The sequence below is a fragment of the Pseudomonas sp. HAR-UPW-AIA-41 genome, assembly GCF_002304225.1.
Taxonomy (GTDB): domain Bacteria; phylum Pseudomonadota; class Gammaproteobacteria; order Pseudomonadales; family Pseudomonadaceae; genus Aquipseudomonas.
In genome coordinates this window covers 110,601-128,549 of sequence record NZ_NSLB01000004.1, presented here as the reverse complement: position 1 = coordinate 128,549, position 17,949 = coordinate 110,601, and the positions used below count along the sequence as shown (strand labels likewise).

Here is a 17,949-nt window from a genome sequence, read left to right as displayed (position 1 = left end):
GCTCAGAGTGCGCTGAAGCGGCTGATGTTGGACAGGTTTTTGTTCGGCTTGGGGTTTCTGCGATAGAGCAGTGCCATCTTGCCGATCACCTGCACCAGTTCGCAGCGGCCGACACGGCTGATCTCATCGATGAGAGCGCGGCGATCTTCGCGCTCGGTGATGCGAAACTGCACTTTGATCAGTTCGTGGTCGTTCAGGGCGCGTTCCAGCTCAGCAACAACCCCTTCGCTCAAACCGTTTTCCGCCACGATCAACACTGGTTTGAGGTGGTGGCCGATGGATTTGAACTGCTTCTTCTGCTCTTGAGTGAGCGCCATAATTTGACCTCTAGGTCTGAACTCTTTGGAAACGGTCGCTAGTTTAACCGAGCGAGCGATGGCAGCCCAGCCAAACCCAAGTATCAGCGGTAATTGCTCGGTTACTCTTGTGATTATTGAAATAGCCCCAATATCTTTTGTGTTGCGCCTATCTGTGCTGAATGTAGGTGGCAGGCGTCTGTCGCTGAGTAGTCGTGTGCATGAGCAAAATCCGCTCGCTCGTGGCTTTCGCGGAGCCTAGACTGGTTTCAGGTAGTAAAGCGTTACAGAGCGTGCCTGCGGGGCGAGGGGCTTTGGTGTAAGTTAAGGCGGGTAATCAACCAGCCGTGATACGGAGTGGCGCCTCGGGATGGGGCGAGCTTCAGAGGGTAGTGAATTGAACGATATGGCAAAGAACCTGATCCTGTGGCTGATCATCGCAGCCGTCCTGGTGACGGTGATGAACAACTTCTCCAGCCCTACTGAAGCCAGCAAGCTGAACTATTCCGAGTTCATCCAGCAGGTGCAGCAGGGTGCAGTCACCGAGGTGACGGTCAACGGCTATATCATCAGCGGCAAGCGAGCGGACGGCACCAAGTTCGATACCGTGCGTCCTGCTATAGAAGATCGTGGGCTGATCAAGGATCTGCTCGACAACAACGTCAAGATCATTGGTGAGCAGCCTGAGCGTCAGAGCATCTGGACCCAGTTGCTGGTCGCCAGCTTCCCGATTCTGGTCATCATTGCCGTTTTCATGTTCTTCATGCGCCAGATGCAAGGCGGCGCTGGCGGCAAGGGTGGGCCGATGAGCTTTGGCAAGAGCAAGGCTCGGCTGCTTTCGGAAGATCAGGTCAAAACCACTCTGGCTGACGTCGCCGGTTGCGATGAGGCCAAGGAAGAAGTCGGTGAGCTGGTCGAGTTTCTGCGTGATCCGGGCAAGTTCCAGCGTCTGGGTGGCCGAATTCCCCGTGGCGTGCTGATGGTTGGCCCGCCTGGTACCGGTAAGACCCTGTTGGCCAAGGCTATCGCGGGTGAAGCCAAGGTGCCGTTCTTCACCATCTCCGGTTCCGACTTCGTCGAGATGTTTGTTGGTGTCGGTGCCAGTCGCGTGCGTGACATGTTCGAACAGGCCAAGAAGCATGCGCCCTGCATCATCTTTATCGATGAAATCGACGCAGTAGGTCGTCATCGTGGCGCTGGTCTGGGTGGCGGTCACGATGAGCGCGAGCAGACCCTGAACCAACTCCTGGTGGAAATGGATGGCTTTGAAATGAACGATGGCATCATCGTCATTGCGGCCACCAACCGTCCCGACGTGCTGGATCCGGCGCTGCTGCGTCCAGGTCGCTTTGACCGTCAGGTGGTGGTCGGTCTGCCGGATATCCGTGGTCGTGAGCAGATTCTCAAGGTCCACATGCGCAAGGTGCCAATGGGCGATAACGTCGATGCGGCCGTTATTGCGCGTGGCACGCCGGGCTTCTCCGGTGCGGATTTGGCCAACCTGGTGAATGAGGCCTCCTTGTTTGCTGCTCGGGCCAACAAACGACTGGTAGAAATGAAGGAGTTCGAGCTGGCCAAGGACAAGATCATGATGGGTGCCGAGCGCAAATCCATGGTCATGTCCGACAAGGAGAAGCTCAACACGGCCTACCACGAAGCGGGGCACGCCATCGTCGGTCGTTTGGTGCCTGAGCACGATCCTGTCTACAAGGTATCGATCATTCCGCGCGGGCGTGCTTTGGGTGTGACCATGTTCCTGCCCGAGGAAGATCGTTACAGCCTGTCCAAGCGTGCGCTGGAGAGTCAGATCTGTTCGCTCTTCGGTGGGCGTATCGCTGAGGAGATGACCCTGGGTTTCGATGGTGTGACCACGGGTGCGTCCAATGACATCATGCGCGCTACCCAGATTGCACGAAACATGGTGACCAAGTGGGGCTTGTCGGAAAAGCTCGGTCCGCTGATGTATGCCGAAGAGGAGGGTGAAGTCTTCCTGGGGCGCAGTGCGGGCAGTCAACACACCAATGTGTCGGGTGATACCGCCAAGCTGATTGATCAGGAAGTTCGCCGCATCATTGATGACAGTTACGGTCGTGCGCGGCGCCTGCTCGAAGAAAATCGAGACAAGCTGGATGTGATGGCCGAGGCGTTGATGAAGTACGAAACCATTGATGCCGAGCAGATCAGTGACATCATGGACGGCCGCCCGCCTCGCGAGCCGCGTGACTGGCAGGGCGGTTCGGGTAGTACTGCGACGCCAGATGCTCCGGTAGATGCGCCGCAGTCACCAATCGGTGGTCCGGCCGGCGAGCACTAAGGCTTTCGATGACCAGTCAGCCTTCTCTGACCCGGCTGCCGTGTGGTAGCCGGGTTCTTGATTTGGCCCATCCGCACGTGATGGGTATTCTCAATGTCACCCCCGACTCTTTTTCTGATGGCGGCCGTTACAGTGCTCTGGATGCGGCGCTTTTCCATGCGCAAGCGATGGTCAGGGCTGGGGCTTCCTTGATCGATGTCGGCGGCGAGTCGACTCGTCCGGGTGCTCACCCCGTTTCTCCAGTTGAGGAGATGGAGCGCGTTGCGCCTGTGGTCGAGCGTATCGTGGCGGAGTTGGATGTTGTGGTGTCGGTGGATACGTCGACACCTGCGCTGATGCGTGAGTGCGGTCGGCTGGGGGCTGGCTTGATCAATGATGTGCGTTCATTGCAGCGGGAAGGGGCTCTCCAGGCTGCAGCAGAGAGTGGTATGGCAGTTTGTCTCATGCATATGCATGGTGAGCCGCAGACCATGCAGGACAATCCGCTCTATGACGACGTGCTGCTTGATGTGATGGGTTTTCTGCGTGAGCGCCAGTTGGCCTGCGTGCAGGCCGGTATTGCTAGGGATAAGCTGCTGGTGGATCCGGGGTTTGGATTTGCCAAAACGCTGGCGCACAACCTCAGTCTGTTTCGTCAGATGGAGCGGCTGCATGAGCTGGGTAGTCCTTTGCTGGTTGGTGTGTCGCGTAAAAGCATGATCGGCAAGGTGCTGGGGCGCGATGTGGAAGACCGTCTGCCCGGTAGTTTGGCTTTGGCGGCCTTGGCGGTTGCCAAAGGTGCTCATATCATTCGCGTCCATGATGTGGCTGATACTGTCGATGTCGTGCGCATGATCGATGCGGTGCGATGCGCTGAATAAAAAGGATGTAGTACTAATGGGCAGAAAGTATTTCGGAACCGACGGTATTCGTGGTCATGTCGGGCAGTATCCAATCACTCCCGAGTTCATGCTCAAGCTCGGCTGGGCGGCGGGCATGGCTTTCCGCAAGCACGGCAAGTGCCGCATCCTGATTGGCAAGGACACGCGCATTTCTGGCTATATGTTCGAGTCTGCTCTTGAGGCTGGGTTGGCTGCTGCCGGCGCCGATGTGCAGCTTCTGGGGCCTATGCCAACTCCGGCAGTGGCCTACCTGACCCGCACTTTTCAGGCGGAGGCGGGCATTGTCATCAGTGCCTCGCACAATCCGCATGACGATAATGGCATCAAGTTCTTTTCCAGTCAGGGCACCAAGTTGCCAGATGAAGTGGAATTGATGATCGAGGAGTTGCTGGATCAGCCAATGACGGTGGTTGAGTCGGCGCAGATTGGCAAGGCGTCTCGCATCAATGATGCTGCAGGGCGTTATATCGAGTTCTGCAAGAGCAGTGTGCCGACCAGTACCAACCTTGCTGGGCTGAAGGTAGTGCTCGATTGTGCTCATGGCGCAACTTACAAGGTGGCGCCGAGTGTATTCCGCGAGTTGGGAGCTGATGTTTCGGTAATTGCTGCTCAGCCCAATGGCTTGAACATCAATGATCACTGTGGCTCGACTCATGTCGAGGCTTTGCAGGCAGCGGTTGTATCGCAGGGTGCAGATATTGGGATCGCCTTTGATGGCGATGGCGACCGGGTATTGATGGTCGATCATGCGGGCGTTGTGGTGGATGGTGATGAGCTGCTATTCCTCATTGCTCGGGATCTGCATGAGCGTGGGCGTCTCGAGGGCGGGGTTGTCGGTACGCTCATGAGTAATCTTGGGATGGAGTTGGCTCTGCAGGAGTTGGGTATTCCCTTTGTGCGTGCGAAGGTCGGCGATCGGTATGTGATTGCTGAACTGCTTGAGCGTGGTTGGGTTCTGGGTGGAGAGGGCTCGGGTCACCTGGTGTGCTTCCAGCATACAACCACGGGGGACGCGATCATTGCGGCACTGCAGGTTGTGATGGCCTTGCGGCGCTCCGGTCAGAGTCTGGCGGAGGCGCGTCAGGCGATGCGCAAGTGTCCGCAGGTGCTGATCAATGTCCGCTACCAGGCTGGTGCCAATGATCCTGTTGCTGATGACCGGGTTCAGGCAGCGTGTGCGGAAGTTACTGCTGCCATGGCTGGGAAGGGGCGCGTGTTGTTGCGCAAGTCGGGAACCGAGCCGCTGGTGCGGGTCATGGTCGAAGGTGAGGATGAGCAGGTGGTTCGCGCGCATGCGGAGTCGCTGGCTGCTCTGGTGGCTGAGGTATGTGCCTGATTTTTCTTGCCTCTTCATTTTCGCTTGGGTAACATCTGCGCCCACTTTGATCGACGAGGTAGAGCATGCGTCGCCCCTTGGTAGCTGGTAACTGGAAAATGCACGGTACCCGCGCCAGCGTCGCAGAGCTGATCAAAGGGCTCCGTCAGTTGGCGTTGCCAGCAGGTGTGGACGTAGCGGTTCTTCCGCCCTGTCTGTACCTGCAGCAGGTTGTTCATGAGCTGCGTGGCAAGTCGATTGCGGTCGGTGCTCAGAACTGCTCGGTTGAGCCGATGCAGGGGGCGTTGACTGGTGAGGTTGCCGCAAGTCAGTTGCATGACGCTGAATGTGCCTTTGTTCTGGTTGGGCATTCCGAGCGCCGCATGGTGCTGGGTGAGACCGATCAGCAGGTTGCGCGGAAGTTCGAAGCGGCGCAATCATGTGGTTTGCAGCCCGTTCTCTGTGTTGGGGAGACCCTGCAGGAGCGTGAGGCGGGTGATACCTTGTCGGTTGTTGCGCGCCAGTTGGGTGCGGTGATTGAAGAGTTGGGTGTTGGTGCCTTTGCCCGAGCTGTTGTGGCGTATGAGCCGGTATGGGCGATTGGTACAGGGCTGACGGCAACGCCTCAGCAGGCCCAGGAAGTGCATGCGGCAATACGTGCTCAGGTTGCTGCAGAGAATGCTGAAGTGGCGCGTGGTTTGCGCGTTCTTTATGGTGGCAGTGTGAAGGCCGCTAATGCTGTCGAGTTGTTCGGCATGCCGGATATTGATGGGGGGCTTATTGGTGGCGCCTCACTTAATGCAGATGAGTTTGGTGCGATTTGTCGCGCCGCAGGAAACTGAGAATGCTTGAGACTGTCGTAGTCGTGATTCATCTGCTGATGGCGCTGGGCCTTGTGGTTCTGGTGCTGTTGCAGCAGGGTAAAGGTGCGGATGCTGGTGCGTCCTTTGGTGCGGGTGCTTCGGCAACTGTATTCGGAAGCCAAGGTTCTGCTACCTTTCTGAGTCGGTTTACTGCTATACTCGCTGCCGTATTTTTCATTACCAGCTTGGGCTTAGCGTTCTTTGCTAAAGAGAAAGCTGACGAGCTGAGTGGTGCAGGTCTGCCGGATCCGGCAGTGCTTGAGCAGAAGCAAGAAGTTCCGGCAGCATCTGATGTGCCGGTTCTGGAAGAGCAAAAGCCTGAGGCTGGCGCTGCTTCCGATGTTCCTCCCGCAGAGGGGCAGTAAGACGGTTTTGCCGAGGTGGTGGAATTGGTAGACACGCTACCTTGAGGTGGTAGTGGCCATAGGCTGTAGGGGTTCGAGTCCCCTCCTCGGTACCATATAAGACAACGCCCGCTTCATGCGGGCGTTGTCGTTACTGGTCGCAAGGTTGACCGAAAGGGTTATGGAGCTGTATCCTTTCGTATCAGCTTTGTTGCGGTGCAGGGTTGCTCCATTTTCGGAGGCCAGGCTCGCGCACCAGTGGTCGCGAAGCCCCTTTTTAGGGGCTTTTTGCTAGCTGGACAGTTTTGGTCGTCATGCGGCGGCACATGGGATGGGCGTTTCGCCCATTTTTTATTTTCACGGCATGCACGAGAGGTTCACGTGTCGAGCAAGCTGGAACAGTTGCAGGCCATGTTGGCTCCGGTCGTTGAGGCGCTGGGTTATGAGTGCTGGGGGATTGAGTTCATTTCCCAGGGGCGACACTCGTTACTGCGTGTCTATATCGATCATGCCAATGGCATTCAGGTGGATGACTGCGAAAAGGTCAGTCGTCAGGTCAGTGGTGTGCTGGATGTTGAAGATCCCATCAGCTCCGAGTACACCCTCGAGGTTTCGTCGCCAGGCATGGATCGGCCGCTGTTCACGCTTGAGCAGTTTGCCAAACATGCCGGCGAGCAAGTGAAGATCAAGCTGCGTTCGCCATTTGAGGGACGTCGCAACTTTCAGGGTCTGCTGAAGGGTGTCGAGGAGCAGGATGTGATTGTCCAGGCGGACGAGCATGAATACCTGCTACCGGTCGATTCCATTGAAAAGGCCAACATCATTCCCCGGTTTGATTGAAGCGCGGCTCCGCAGCTGGCGCTGAACACGCATAGAGCGCGGATTCCGCGGGTCCAACGGATTGAGATAGGCGAGGCGTACGATGAGTAAAGAAGTACTGCTGGTTGTAGAGTCGGTGTCCAATGAAAAGGGCGTGCCGGCCAGTGTGATTTTCGAAGCGCTGGAGCTGGCGCTTGCGACTGCCACCAAGAAACGTTACGACGACGAAGTCGAAGTGCGGGTTGAAATCAATCGTCACAGTGGCAACTACGAGAGTTTCCGTTGCTGGACTGTTGTTGATGAAGATGACCTTGAGAATCCGGCAGCTCAGCTGACCGTGGAGCAGGCTCAAGAGATCAAGGCGGGCGCCAAGATTGGTGACGTTGTCGAAGAGAAAATCGACTCCATCGAGTTTGGTCGTATCGCGGCGCAAACTGCCAAGCAGGTTATCGTGCAGAAAGTGCGTGAGGCCGAGCGTGCTCAGGTAGTTGAAGCCTATCGCGAGCGCGTTGGCGACATCATCTCCGGCACCGTTAAGAAAGTGACTCGTGACAACGTAATCGTTGATCTGGGCAACAATGCCGAAGCTCTGCTGGCTCGTGAAGACATCATTCCGCGTGAAACCTTCCGTGTTGGTGCCCGCCTGCGTGCGTTGCTCAAGGAAATCCGCAGCGAGAACCGCGGTCCGCAACTGATTCTGTCGCGTACTGCACCGCAGATGCTTATCGAGCTGTTCCGCATCGAAGTGCCGGAAATTGCCGAGCAACTGATCGACGTAATGGCAGCTGCCCGTGACCCGGGTTCGCGCGCCAAGATCGCCGTGCGCTCCAAAGACAAGCGAATCGATCCGCAGGGTGCCTGCATCGGTATGCGCGGTTCGCGCGTCCAGGCCGTTTCCGGTGAGCTGGGTGGCGAGCGCGTGGATATCGTGCTGTGGGATGACAACCCGGCGCAGTTCGTGATCAATGCCATGGCGCCTGCCGAAGTGGCGGCCATCATCGTTGACGAAGATGCCCACGCGATGGATATCGCCGTTGCCGAGGACAACCTGGCCCAGGCCATCGGTCGTGGCGGCCAGAACGTGCGTCTGGCCAGTCAGCTGACTGGCTGGACCCTGAATGTCATGACCGAAGCGGACATCCAGGCCAAGCAGCAGGAAGAAACTGGTGACATCCTCCAGCAGTTCATTGATGAACTGGAAGTGGATGAAGAGTTGGCGCAGGTGCTGGTCGAAGAGGGCTTCACCAGCCTGGAAGAAATCGCCTATGTGCCGATGGAAGAAATGCTCAATATCGACGGTTTCGATGAAGATATCGTCAATGAGCTGCGCGCCCGCGCGAAGGATCGTTTGCTGACCAAGGCGATCGCCACAGAGGAAAAACTGGCGGATGCCCATCCTGCCGAAGATCTCGTCAACCTGGACGGTATGACCCGCGAACTGGCTGCAGAGCTGGCCATGCGCGGTGTGATTACCCGTGAGGATCTGGCGGAGCAGTCGATTGATGACCTGCTCGAGATCGACGGTATGGATGAAGCGCGTGCCGGCAAGCTGATCATGGCAGCCCGCGCTCACTGGTTTGAGTAAGCGGTCGCTGTCCGAGGAGAGAAGTGCATGACGCAAGTCACGGTGAAAGAACTGGCCAAAGTGGTCGATACGCCGGTAGAGCGCCTGCTGCAGCAGATGCGTGAGGCCGGTCTGTCGCATTCCAGCGCCGACCAGGTTGTGACCGATAACGAAAAGCAGGCTCTGCTGGCCTACCTGAAGGGTAGTCACGGCGAGAAGGTTGAAGAGCCGCGCAAGATTACCCTGCAGCGCAAAACCACCACGACCCTGAAGGTCGCGGGCAGCAAGACGGTCAGCGTTGAAGTGCGCAAGAAGAAAACCTACGTCAAGCGCAGCCCGGAAGAGCTGGAGGCGGAGCGTCTGCGCGAGCTCGCTGAGCAGCAGGCTGCCGAGGAAGCGGCCCGCCAGAAGGCGGTCGAAGAAGCCAAGAAGCAGGCTGCCGAGGCAGCAAGTCGTCAGGCTCAGGCTGCAGCACCGGTTGCCGCTGAAGTGGCTCCAGTTGTCGAAGCTGTTGCTGCCGCTCCGCAGGAAGAGCGCAAGAAGGACGAAGTCCGTCGTGTGCCGGATCGTCCGGCTCCGACTCGTGATGACGATGAGCGTCGCGACCGCAAACACTCGGCACACCGTCCTTCGGTCAAAGAGAAAGAGAAGGTTCCTGCGCCGCGTGTGGCACCGCGCAGCACCGACGAGGAGACCGATGGTTTCCGCCGTGGTGGCCGTGGTGGCAAGTCCAAGCTGAAGAAGCGCAACCAACATGGGTTCCAGAGCCCAGCGGGGCCGATCGTGCGTGATGTGAACATTGGCGAAACCATTACCGTGGCCGAACTGGCATCGCAGATGGCGATCAAGGGCGCGGAAATCGTCAAGTTCATGTTCAAACTGGGCACCCCGGTGACCATCAACCAGGTGCTGGATCAGGAAACTGCCCAACTGGTAGCTGAAGAGTTTGGTCACAAGGTCAAGCTGGTCAGCGAGAACGCTCTGGAAGAACAACTGGCCGAGTCTCTGAAGTTCGAAGGTGAAGCCGTATCCCGTGCGCCGGTTGTGACCGTGATGGGTCACGTTGACCACGGTAAGACCTCGTTGCTCGACTACATCCGTCGTGCCAAGGTGGCCGCCGGCGAGGCCGGTGGCATTACTCAGCACATTGGTGCCTACCACGTCGAAACCGACCGCGGCATGGTCACCTTCCTCGACACCCCGGGTCACGCTGCGTTTACCCAGATGCGTGCCCGCGGTGCCAAGGCGACCGACATCGTCATTCTGGTGGTGGCGGCTGACGACGGCGTGATGCCGCAGACTCAGGAAGCCGTGCAGCACGCGAAAGCGGCCGGCGTGCCGATCGTCGTTGCGGTCAACAAGATCGACAAGCCGGACGCCAATCCGGACAACATCAAGAACGGCCTGGCCGCTCTGGACGTTATCCCGGAAGAGTGGGGCGGCGATGCGCCGTTCGTTCACGTCTCCGCGAAGATGGGTACCGGTGTCGACGAGCTGCTCGAAGCCGTGCTGTTGCAGGCTGAAGTGCTTGAACTCAAAGCCACTCCGTCGGCTCCGGGCCGTGGCGTGGTCGTCGAGTCCCGTCTGGACAAGGGCCGTGGCCCGGTAGCTACCGTGCTGGTTCAGGACGGTACCCTGCGTCAGGGCGACATGGTGCTGGTCGGCGTCAACTATGGCCGCGTGCGCGCCATGCTTGATGAGAACGGCAAGTCGATCAAGGAAGCCGGTCCGTCGATTCCGGTCGAGATTCTCGGTCTGGATGGCACGCCGGAAGCTGGCGACGACATGACCGTGGTTGCCGACGAGAAGAAGGCCCGTGAAGTCGCGCTGTTCCGTCAAGGCAAGTTCCGTGAGGTGAAACTGGCCCGTGCCCATGCCGGCAAGCTGGAGAACATCTTCGAGAACATGGGCCAGGAAGAGAAGAAGACGCTCAACATCGTCCTCAAATCCGACGTCCGTGGCTCGCTGGAAGCGCTGCAGGGTTCGCTCAGCGGTCTGGGCAACGACGAAGTGCAGGTGCGTGTGGTCGGTGGCGGCGTCGGTGGTATCACCGAGTCCGATGCCAACCTGGCACTGGCCTCCAACGCGGTACTGTTCGGCTTCAACGTGCGTGCCGACGCCGGTGCGCGCAAGATCGTCGAGGCCGAAGGCCTGGACATGCGTTATTACAATGTGATCTACGACATCATCGAAGACGTCAAGAAGGCCCTGACCGGCATGCTTGGCAGCGATGTACGCGAGAACATCCTGGGTATCGCCGAAGTGCGTGACGTGTTCCGCTCGCCGAAGTTCGGCGCGGTCGCCGGCTGCATGGTGGTCGAGGGTGTTGTGTACCGTAATCGTCCGATCCGTGTGCTGCGTGACGACGTGGTGATCTTCGAAGGCGAACTGGAATCCCTGCGCCGCTTCAAGGACGACATGTCCGAGGTGCGTAACGGCATGGAGTGCGGTATCGCGGTGAAGAGCTACAACGACGTCAAGGTCGGCGACAAGATCGAGGTGTTCGAGAAAGTCCAGGTGGCGCGCAGCCTGTAAGGTTGCCCGTTCGCCCTGCAGCGCCCGGCTCCGCTCTGTTTGCGGGGCCGGGCGTTTGCCGCTTATGAGGTAAAGGAAAATGGCAAAAGATTACAGTCGCACCCAGCGCATCGGCGACCAGATGCAGAAAGAGCTGGCCGTCATGATCCCGCGTGAAGTGAGAGATCCGCGTCTGGGCTTCGTCACCATCACGGCTGTCGAGGTCAGTCGCGATCTGGGCCACGCCAAGGTGTTCATCACCCTGATGGGCGACACCGATGCGGACAAGGTGCGTGCCAATCTGCATATCCTCAACGATGCGTCCGGTTATCTGCGCATGCTGTTGGGCAAGGTGATGAAACTGCGCAGTGTGCCGCAGCTGCATTTCCACTATGACGAGAGCATCTCCCGTGGTGCGCATCTGTCCGCCCTGATCGATCAGGCGCTGGCTGAAGATCGTCGCAAGCAGCAGGGCGAGGATTGAGCGTGGCCCAGGTCAAGCGTGTTCGCCGTGCAGTCAACGGCATTCTGGTGTTCGACAAACCACTGGGCATGAGCTCCAACCAGGCGCTGCAAAAGGTGCGCTGGCTGCTCAATGCGGAGAAGGCCGGTCATACCGGTAGCCTTGATCCGCTAGCCACGGGGGTTCTGCCGCTCTGCTTCGGTGAGGCGACCAAGTACTCCCAGTACCTGCTGGATGCCGACAAGGGTTACCGCACCGTGGCGCAGCTGGGGGTGACCACCGCCACCGGGGATGCCGAAGGTGATGTCCTTGAGCGCCGCGAGGTGACCGTTGGTCGCTCCGAACTGGAGCAGGCACTGGCGGGTTTTCGTGGTGATATCAAGCAGATACCGCCCATGTACTCGGCGTTGAAGAAGGATGGTCAGCCGTTGTACAAATTGGCCCGGGCAGGAGAGGTAGTGGAGCGCGAGGCGCGATCTGTTACTATATCGCGCCTTGAGGTGGAGGCCTTCGAGTCGCCACTGGCGACGCTCGATGTAGCCTGCAGTAAAGGCACCTATATTCGCACCCTGGTCGAGGATCTTGGTCAGGTGCTTGGCTGTGGTGCCCATGTAGCGCAACTGCGCCGGACGCAGGCTGGGCCTTTTGTGCTGGACCAGGCTGTGAGTCTGGAAACGCTGGAAAAAGCTCATGCTGAGGGCGGCCCGGAAGCGCTGGATGTGTTTCTCCTGCCGGCGGATGCGGGTTTGCAGCACTGGCCGCTGGTGCAGCTCTCGGAACACAGCGCGTACTACTGGTTGCATGGGCAGCCGGTTCGCGCACCGGAGGCACCGAAGTTCGGCATGCTGCGGGTACAGGATCACGAAGGACGCTTCATCGGTATCGGTGAGGTGACGGACGACGGGCGAATTGCTCCGCGTCGATTGATTCGGTCGGTCTGACCGAAACCGCTGGCGGGTTTATCTGCCAGGGGACCGAGGGTGGCTGTTAACAGGCATGGTCATTCCTCATTTTAAAACACAGGGTTAAAGCCCTGGCCTGTTCACTCAGAGGAGCCCTAACCATGGCACTGAGCGCTCAAGAAAAAGCCCAGATCGTAAACGACTACAAGCGCGCTGAAGGCGACACCGGTTCTCCGGAAGTGCAGGTTGCCCTGCTGTCCGCCAACATCAACAAGCTGCAGGGTCACTTCAAGGACAACGCCAAGGATCACCACTCCCGTCGTGGTCTGATCCGCATGGTTAACCAGCGCCGCAAGCTGCTGGACTACCTGAAGAACGTTGACACTGCTCGTTACAGCGCCCTGATCGGTCGCCTGGGTCTGCGTCGCTAATTTAGCGTTGCAGATTTGGAGCGGAAGCCTGGAGCCGGAAGTGGGGGAAACCCTGCTTTCGGCTTCTGGCTTTCCGTCTTCCGCGTTTTGGACGGTACCGGGTCCGATTCCCGTAGCTGCCCGCGATTTCCCCAAGAGCAACAAATAGAGAAGGTAAAGACACCGTGAACCCGGTCATCAAGCAATTCCAGTTCGGTCAGTCGACCGTCACCCTCGAAACCGGCCGCATGGCCCGTCAGGCCAGCGGTGCTGTACTGGTCACCATGGACGACGTTACCGTGCTGGTGACTGTGGTCGGCGCCAAGCAGGCCGATCCGGGCAAGGGCTTCTTCCCGCTGTCCGTCCACTACCAAGAGAAAACCTATGCCGCTGGCCGTATCCCCGGCGGTTTCTTCAAGCGTGAAGGCCGTCCTTCCGAGAAGGAAACCCTGACCTCGCGTCTGATCGATCGCCCGATCCGTCCGCTGTTCCCGGAAGGCTTCATGAACGAAGTGCAGGTTGTCTGCACGGTGGTGTCGACCAACAAGAAGTCCGATCCGGACATCGCTGCCATGATCGGTACCTCCGCCGCTCTGGCCATCTCCGGCATTCCGTTCAGCGGTCCGATTGGTGCTGCCCGCGTTGGTTTCCACCCGGAAATCGGCTACATCCTCAACCCGACCTACGAGCAGCTGCAGAGCTCCAGCCTGGACATGGTCGTGGCCGGTACCGACACCGCCGTACTGATGGTGGAGTCGGAAGCCGAAGAGCTGACCGAAGACCAGATGCTGGGTGCTGTGCTGTTCGCCCATGAAGAGTTCCAGTCCGTGATCAAGGCGGTCAAGGAACTGGCGGCCGAAGCCGGCAAGCCAGCTTGGAACTGGAGCGCTCCGGCCGAGAACACCGTGCTGGTCAATGCCATCAAGGCCGAGTTCGGTGCTGCCATCTCCCAGGCCTACACCATCACCATCAAGCAGGATCGCTACAACCGTCTGGACGAGCTGCGTGAGCAGGTGGTGGCCAAGTTCGCCGGTGAAGGCGAAGGTCAGTTCTCCGCTGGCGAAGTAAAGGATGTGTTCGGTCTGCTGGAATACCGCACCGTGCGCGAGAACATCGTCAACGGTCTGCCGCGCATCGACGGCCGCGATACCCGCACTGTGCGTCCGCTGAAGATCGAAGTCGGCGTACTGGGCAAAACCCACGGTTCGGCACTGTTCACCCGTGGCGAGACCCAGGCGCTGGTAGTTGCTACCCTCGGTACCGCGCGCGACGCTCAACTGCTCGATACCCTGGAAGGCGAGCGCAAGGACAGCTTCATGCTGCACTACAACTTCCCGCCGTTCTCGGTTGGTGAGTGTGGTCGCATGGGCGGTGCCGGCCGTCGTGAAATCGGTCACGGCCGCCTTGCCCGTCGTGGCGTTCAGGCCATGCTGCCGAGCCAGGAGGAGTTCCCCTACACCATCCGCGTGGTCTCGGAAATCACCGAATCCAACGGCTCCAGCTCCATGGCGTCGGTTTGCGGTGCTTCCCTCGCTCTGATGGATGCCGGTGTGCCGGTCAAGGCGCCGGTAGCAGGTATCGCCATGGGTCTGGTCAAGGAAGGCGACAAGTTTGCCGTACTGACCGACATCCTCGGTGACGAAGACCACCTGGGCGACATGGACTTCAAAGTAGCCGGTACCGCCAAGGGCATCACTGCTCTGCAGATGGATATCAAGATCAACGGCATCACCGAAGAGATCATGGAAAAAGCCCTGGAGCAGGCGCTGGAAGCGCGTCTGAACATCCTCGGCCAGATGAATCAGGTGATCGGTACTGCACGTGCCGAGCTGTCGGAAAACGCTCCGACCATGATTCAGATGAAGATCGATTCGGACAAGATCCGTGACGTCATCGGCAAGGGCGGCGCGACCATCCGTGCCATCTGCGAAGAGACCAAGGCTTCCATCGACATCGAAGACGATGGCAGCGTGAAGATCTACGGCGAAACCAAGGATGCCGCTGAAGCTGCTCGTCAGCGCGTGCTGGGCATTACCGCCGAAGCCGAAATCGGCAAGATCTACGAAGGCAAGGTGGAGCGCATCGTCGATTTCGGCGCGTTCATCAGCATCCTGCCGGGCAAGGATGGCCTGCTGCACATCTCGCAGATCAGCGACAAGCGCATCGACAAGGTCACCGACGTTCTGCAGGAAGGCCAGCAGGTCAAAGTCCTGGTGCTCGACGTCGACAACCGCGGCCGCATCAAGCTGTCCATGAAGGACGTTGAAGCTGCCGAGGCCTCTGGCGTCTAAGCCAGCGACCGCTAAGAAGAAAGGGGGCCTTGCAGGCCCCCTTTTTTTGCCCGGAGAATGGGCGCCTATCGATCAGGGATGTCACACGGATGGACAAGACGTACTGTCACTATCACCCCGCACAGCCGGCTACCTGGCACTGTGCCCCTTGCACGCGGCATTTTGGCGACTGCTGCATGCCGCGCAACGCCGATGCGCCCGACGAGCTGCCGCGTTGCCCTTTGTGTGGAGGGGCGTTGACCTACCTGGGCGCAGCCAATCGCGCGCAGCCCTTCTGGGAGCGTATCCCGCGTTTCTTCCTCTATGGCCTGCAGGCCGCTCCGCTGCAGCTGGCGGCGTTGGTGGCGCTGGTCAGCCTGTTCATGCCCTCTGGCTTTATGGCCACGATGGCGCTGCTGGTGGTGTTGATCAGCCTGACCAGCAAATACCTGGAGGCGGTTATCGAGCATGCCAGCCTGGCACTGGCTGAGGCCCCCAGCCTCAGCGCAGCCTTTGGCTCGGGACGTTTCAGTCTGTTCTTCCAGTTGCTGGGGCTGGTGCTGTTGAGTGCCGGGCTGATGTGGCTGGCGGCGGACTTTCACAGCGAGGCGATCTTCATGATCACTGCGCTGCTGATTCAACTGGTGTTGCCGGCCATCATCATCCGCCTGGTGCTGGACAAGAGTCTGTTGGCAGCCCTGAATCCGGATGCGATTGGTGCGGTGATCAAGGCCATGGGCTGGCGCTACCTGATTCTCTGGGTGTTCTGCTTCATGCTATGGAGCCTGCCGGACTCGGTGGTATATCTGCTCGCCCATGGCCTGCCGCGGGTTGTGCTGATGCCGGTGGCGACCTTCCTGTTTGTCTACAGCTTGGTGGTGATGAGTGCCATGCTTGGCTATGCGGTGTTCCAGTATCAGGGCGCCTTGGGTTTTGCTGCGGCGGCAGAGGATGAGCATGCCGGTTTTCCCGAATCGGAATACCGCAAGCGCCGCGCACTGGCCGAAGCGGAAATTCGTCTGAAGGAAGGTCAGGCTGGCCAGGCGCTGGAAGTCCTCGGCAAGGCGCTGGATCGCGATGCCAACGATCTGCGTCTGAATGAGCGTTATCACCAGTTGCTGTTCGCCATGCAGTCCCGTGAGCGCTGCCTGCGCCACCTGGCGCATTACCTGCCGCTGGCTGCCCGGCAGAACCCCGCGCAAGCAGCCACGGCCATGCTCAATGCGCGGCAATTGCAGGGTGACTATCTGCCCGAGGATGCACTGGTCTGCGAAAAGGTGGCTGAAGCGCTGCTGGCACGGCACAAGACCCGCGAAGGGCTGAGCCTGCTGCGCAACTTCCACCAGCGCTTCCCCGACTACCCGCATGTGCCACGGGCATACCTGCTGGCGGCACGTGGCTTTGCCGAGGGGCTGGGGCAGCTGGAGCCGGCGCAGAAACTGCTGGGTTTTATCCGCAGTCGCTACCCCGGCTCACCCTTGCTGGATGAAGTGGACGCGCTGGAAGCAGTGATCAGCCGTCTGGCTGCCAACTGATCAGCGCGCCAGGTGAGCCTGCAACAGGTTCACCTGGCGGGTTTGCTCGGCCTCGGGAAACTGTTCGCGGAGCAGGCGTGCGACATCGGCCAGGCTGTGGCGATCACCGCGCTGGCCAAGCAGTTTGCTCAGTTGCAGGCTCAGTGTGGCCAGTTGAGCGGGCACGGGTGTCTGTGCAGCGAGCAGGCGCCAGGGATGCAGAGCATGGCGGCTGTCGCCTTCACGCAGCAGATGCTGCAGCAGGTGCAGCAGCACGCTGGGGTGCCTGAGCATCGGTGACTGACCTTCGCCGGCGTCGCTGGCAAGCTTCTGCAGCAGGGCCAGTTGTCCGCTACCGGGGGGCAGAGTAAACAGCTGCTTGAGCAATGCGCTGAACAGCGCCTTGTCCTGGCGCGTCTTGGCCACTGGGTAGAGCTTGTCGAGCAGCTCCAGGCGCTCGGGGTAGCGCTGCAACAGGTCCAGTCCGCGAGTGGCGGCCAGGTCGAGAACGAAGCGACCGATCAGTTGATCCAGCGCCTGCAGCTCGCGCTTGAACGGCGCATCGGCATCTTCTTTGTTGATATAGGCCTCATCGACCTTGATGCGGTTGAACTGACGTGGCAACCAGACGGCGATGAAGCCGAAGGCGATACCGCCAAAGTGCGCCCAGTAGTTGACGTTATTGTCGGCCAGCAGGGCGCCATAAAGCTCCTTGCCGAGAAATACCGGCAGTACCCACAGGGCCGGCGCCGTGAAGTAGCCAAACAGCGGGCCTAGCCAGTAGAAGAACTTGATCTTGCGCAGGCCGTAGACACCCAGATACATGCCCATCAGTCCAGCAATCGCACCCGAGGCGCCTACGCCTGGCACCCAGGCTGGCTCTACGGCCCACCACAGTAGGTGCGAGGCTAGGCCGCTGGCCAGATACAGCAGCAGGTAGGTGGCTTTGCCCAGTGCCAGCTCCAGAGCAAAGCCGAAGATGAAAAGGAACAGCATGTTGCCGAACAGGTGATCGAAGCTGCCATGCAGGAACATGGCGCCGAACAGCCCCTGAACGGTAAAGCGCTCGGGAATGAAGCCGAAGCGGAAACTACTGATCTGATCGCGGGCGGCTTCGGCGGCCTGGCGCTTGGCCTGCCATTGGGCATCGGCCTGGTAGTCGGCGCGTTGGTGGATCTGCTGTTCGAACTCCAAATCGGTGAGCGCGGCGCCCGCCAGTTGCTGACGAGGCATGGCCTGGACCTGCTCGCGTTCGTACTCCTTGAGCTCATGCTCCTGCATCAGTCGCTCGACGATCAGATTGCGCTCCCGATTCAGCAGTCCGCCATCGAGGTAGCTCTTGATGGCGGCTTCCTGTCGCGCCTCATCGCCACTCTGGTAGGCGAAGTAGATCAGGCAGTTGAGCAGGATCAGCAGCAGGGTGATGACCGGCGGGCGTTTCCAGTCGAGCGGGTGTTCCGCCGGAATGATCAGCATGGGG

15 protein-coding genes and 1 tRNA gene are annotated in these 17,949 nt (G+C 59.4%); 14 read left to right on the top strand and 2 right to left on the bottom strand.

Annotated elements, in window-relative coordinates:
* Positions 1 to 2: 2 nt before the first annotated feature.
* The gene (gene yhbY, locus CK486_RS09825) at positions 3 to 317 is read right to left on the bottom strand and encodes a ribosome assembly RNA-binding protein YhbY (protein ID WP_095940121.1); all 315 of its coding nucleotides are present in this window, start codon (positions 315 to 317) and stop codon (positions 3 to 5) included.
* 385 nt (positions 318 to 702) lie between these two features.
* On the opposite strand from yhbY, the gene ftsH reads away from it, so the two are divergent.
* From ftsH to CK486_RS09755, 14 genes are all read left to right on the top strand, one after another.
* A complete protein-coding gene (ftsH, locus tag CK486_RS09820) occupies positions 703 to 2,610 on the top strand; it encodes an ATP-dependent zinc metalloprotease FtsH (RefSeq protein WP_095940120.1) in 1,908 nt (635 codons plus the stop codon).
* Between the two features lie 8 nt (positions 2,611 to 2,618).
* Positions 2,619 to 3,470, top strand: a complete 852-nt coding sequence (gene folP / locus CK486_RS09815; RefSeq protein ID WP_095940119.1) for a dihydropteroate synthase — start codon at positions 2,619 to 2,621, stop codon at positions 3,468 to 3,470.
* Between the two features lie 16 nt (positions 3,471 to 3,486).
* Positions 3,487 to 4,827: a phosphoglucosamine mutase gene (gene glmM, locus CK486_RS09810; RefSeq protein ID WP_095940118.1), complete on the top strand. Its 1,341-nt coding sequence runs from the start codon at positions 3,487 to 3,489 to the stop codon at positions 4,825 to 4,827.
* Between the two features lie 65 nt (positions 4,828 to 4,892).
* Positions 4,893 to 5,648 carry a triose-phosphate isomerase gene (gene tpiA, locus CK486_RS09805; RefSeq protein ID WP_095940117.1) on the top strand — a complete coding sequence of 252 codons (756 nt, stop codon included), beginning with the start codon at positions 4,893 to 4,895 and terminating at the stop codon, positions 5,646 to 5,648.
* Positions 5,649 to 5,650: 2 nt separating this feature from the next.
* Positions 5,651 to 6,034: a preprotein translocase subunit SecG gene (gene secG / locus CK486_RS09800; RefSeq protein WP_095940116.1), complete on the top strand. Its 384-nt coding sequence runs from the start codon at positions 5,651 to 5,653 to the stop codon at positions 6,032 to 6,034.
* A 9-nt stretch (positions 6,035 to 6,043) separates the two neighbouring features.
* Positions 6,044 to 6,129, top strand: a tRNA-Leu gene (locus CK486_RS09795).
* 265 nt (positions 6,130 to 6,394) lie between these two features.
* Entirely contained in the window at positions 6,395 to 6,853 is a 459-nt protein-coding gene (gene rimP / locus CK486_RS09790; RefSeq protein WP_095940115.1) for a ribosome maturation factor RimP, read from the top strand.
* A gap of 82 nt (positions 6,854 to 6,935) precedes the next feature.
* The gene (gene nusA / locus CK486_RS09785) at positions 6,936 to 8,417 is read left to right on the top strand and encodes a transcription termination factor NusA (RefSeq protein ID WP_095940114.1); all 1,482 of its coding nucleotides are present in this window, start codon (positions 6,936 to 6,938) and stop codon (positions 8,415 to 8,417) included.
* A gap of 27 nt (positions 8,418 to 8,444) precedes the next feature.
* A complete protein-coding gene (gene infB / locus CK486_RS09780; protein WP_095940113.1) occupies positions 8,445 to 10,931 on the top strand; it encodes a translation initiation factor IF-2 in 2,487 nt (828 codons plus the stop codon).
* Positions 10,932 to 11,010: 79 nt separating this feature from the next.
* Positions 11,011 to 11,394, top strand: coding sequence for a 30S ribosome-binding factor RbfA (rbfA, locus tag CK486_RS09775; protein ID WP_095940112.1), 384 nt, complete (start codon positions 11,011 to 11,013; stop codon positions 11,392 to 11,394).
* Between the two features lie 2 nt (positions 11,395 to 11,396).
* The gene (gene truB, locus CK486_RS09770) at positions 11,397 to 12,314 is read left to right on the top strand and encodes a tRNA pseudouridine(55) synthase TruB (RefSeq protein ID WP_095940346.1); all 918 of its coding nucleotides are present in this window, start codon (positions 11,397 to 11,399) and stop codon (positions 12,312 to 12,314) included.
* A 122-nt stretch (positions 12,315 to 12,436) separates the two neighbouring features.
* Entirely contained in the window at positions 12,437 to 12,706 is a 270-nt protein-coding gene (gene rpsO / locus CK486_RS09765; RefSeq protein ID WP_095940111.1) for a 30S ribosomal protein S15, read from the top strand.
* Positions 12,707 to 12,870: 164 nt separating this feature from the next.
* Positions 12,871 to 14,976: a polyribonucleotide nucleotidyltransferase gene (gene pnp, locus CK486_RS09760; RefSeq protein WP_095940110.1), complete on the top strand. Its 2,106-nt coding sequence runs from the start codon at positions 12,871 to 12,873 to the stop codon at positions 14,974 to 14,976.
* Positions 14,977 to 15,152: 176 nt separating this feature from the next.
* Positions 15,153 to 16,490 carry a hypothetical protein gene (locus CK486_RS09755; RefSeq protein ID WP_371915493.1) on the top strand — a complete coding sequence of 446 codons (1,338 nt, stop codon included), beginning with the start codon at positions 15,153 to 15,155 and terminating at the stop codon, positions 16,488 to 16,490.
* Here CK486_RS09755 and CK486_RS09750 read toward each other — a convergent pair whose 3' ends face one another.
* Complete coding sequence (locus CK486_RS09750) at positions 16,491 to 17,945, bottom strand: rhomboid family intramembrane serine protease (RefSeq protein ID WP_095940108.1); 1,455 nt, start codon at positions 17,943 to 17,945, stop codon at positions 16,491 to 16,493.
* Positions 17,946 to 17,949: the final 4 nt, after the last annotated feature.

Bases quoted from the DNA above. Each gene is read 5' to 3' on its own strand.
- yhbY (WP_095940121.1), bottom strand. From the start codon at position 317: ATGGCGCTCACTCAAGAGCAGAAGAAGCAGTTCAAATCCATCGGCCAC.
- ftsH (WP_095940120.1), top strand. From the start codon at position 703: ATGGCAAAGAACCTGATCCTGTGGCTGATCATCGCAGCCGTCCTGGTG.
- folP (WP_095940119.1), top strand. From the start codon at position 2,619: ATGACCAGTCAGCCTTCTCTGACCCGGCTGCCGTGTGGTAGCCGGGTT.
- glmM (WP_095940118.1), top strand. From the start codon at position 3,487: ATGGGCAGAAAGTATTTCGGAACCGACGGTATTCGTGGTCATGTCGGG.
- tpiA (WP_095940117.1), top strand. From the start codon at position 4,893: ATGCGTCGCCCCTTGGTAGCTGGTAACTGGAAAATGCACGGTACCCGC.
- secG (WP_095940116.1), top strand. From the start codon at position 5,651: ATGCTTGAGACTGTCGTAGTCGTGATTCATCTGCTGATGGCGCTGGGC.
- nusA (WP_095940114.1), top strand. From the start codon at position 6,936: ATGAGTAAAGAAGTACTGCTGGTTGTAGAGTCGGTGTCCAATGAAAAG.
- infB (WP_095940113.1), top strand. From the start codon at position 8,445: ATGACGCAAGTCACGGTGAAAGAACTGGCCAAAGTGGTCGATACGCCG.
- rbfA (WP_095940112.1), top strand. From the start codon at position 11,011: ATGGCAAAAGATTACAGTCGCACCCAGCGCATCGGCGACCAGATGCAG.
- rpsO (WP_095940111.1), top strand. From the start codon at position 12,437: ATGGCACTGAGCGCTCAAGAAAAAGCCCAGATCGTAAACGACTACAAG.
- CK486_RS09755 (WP_371915493.1), top strand. From the start codon at position 15,153: ATGCCGCGCAACGCCGATGCGCCCGACGAGCTGCCGCGTTGCCCTTTG.
- CK486_RS09750 (WP_095940108.1), bottom strand. From the start codon at position 17,945: ATGCTGATCATTCCGGCGGAACACCCGCTCGACTGGAAACGCCCGCCG.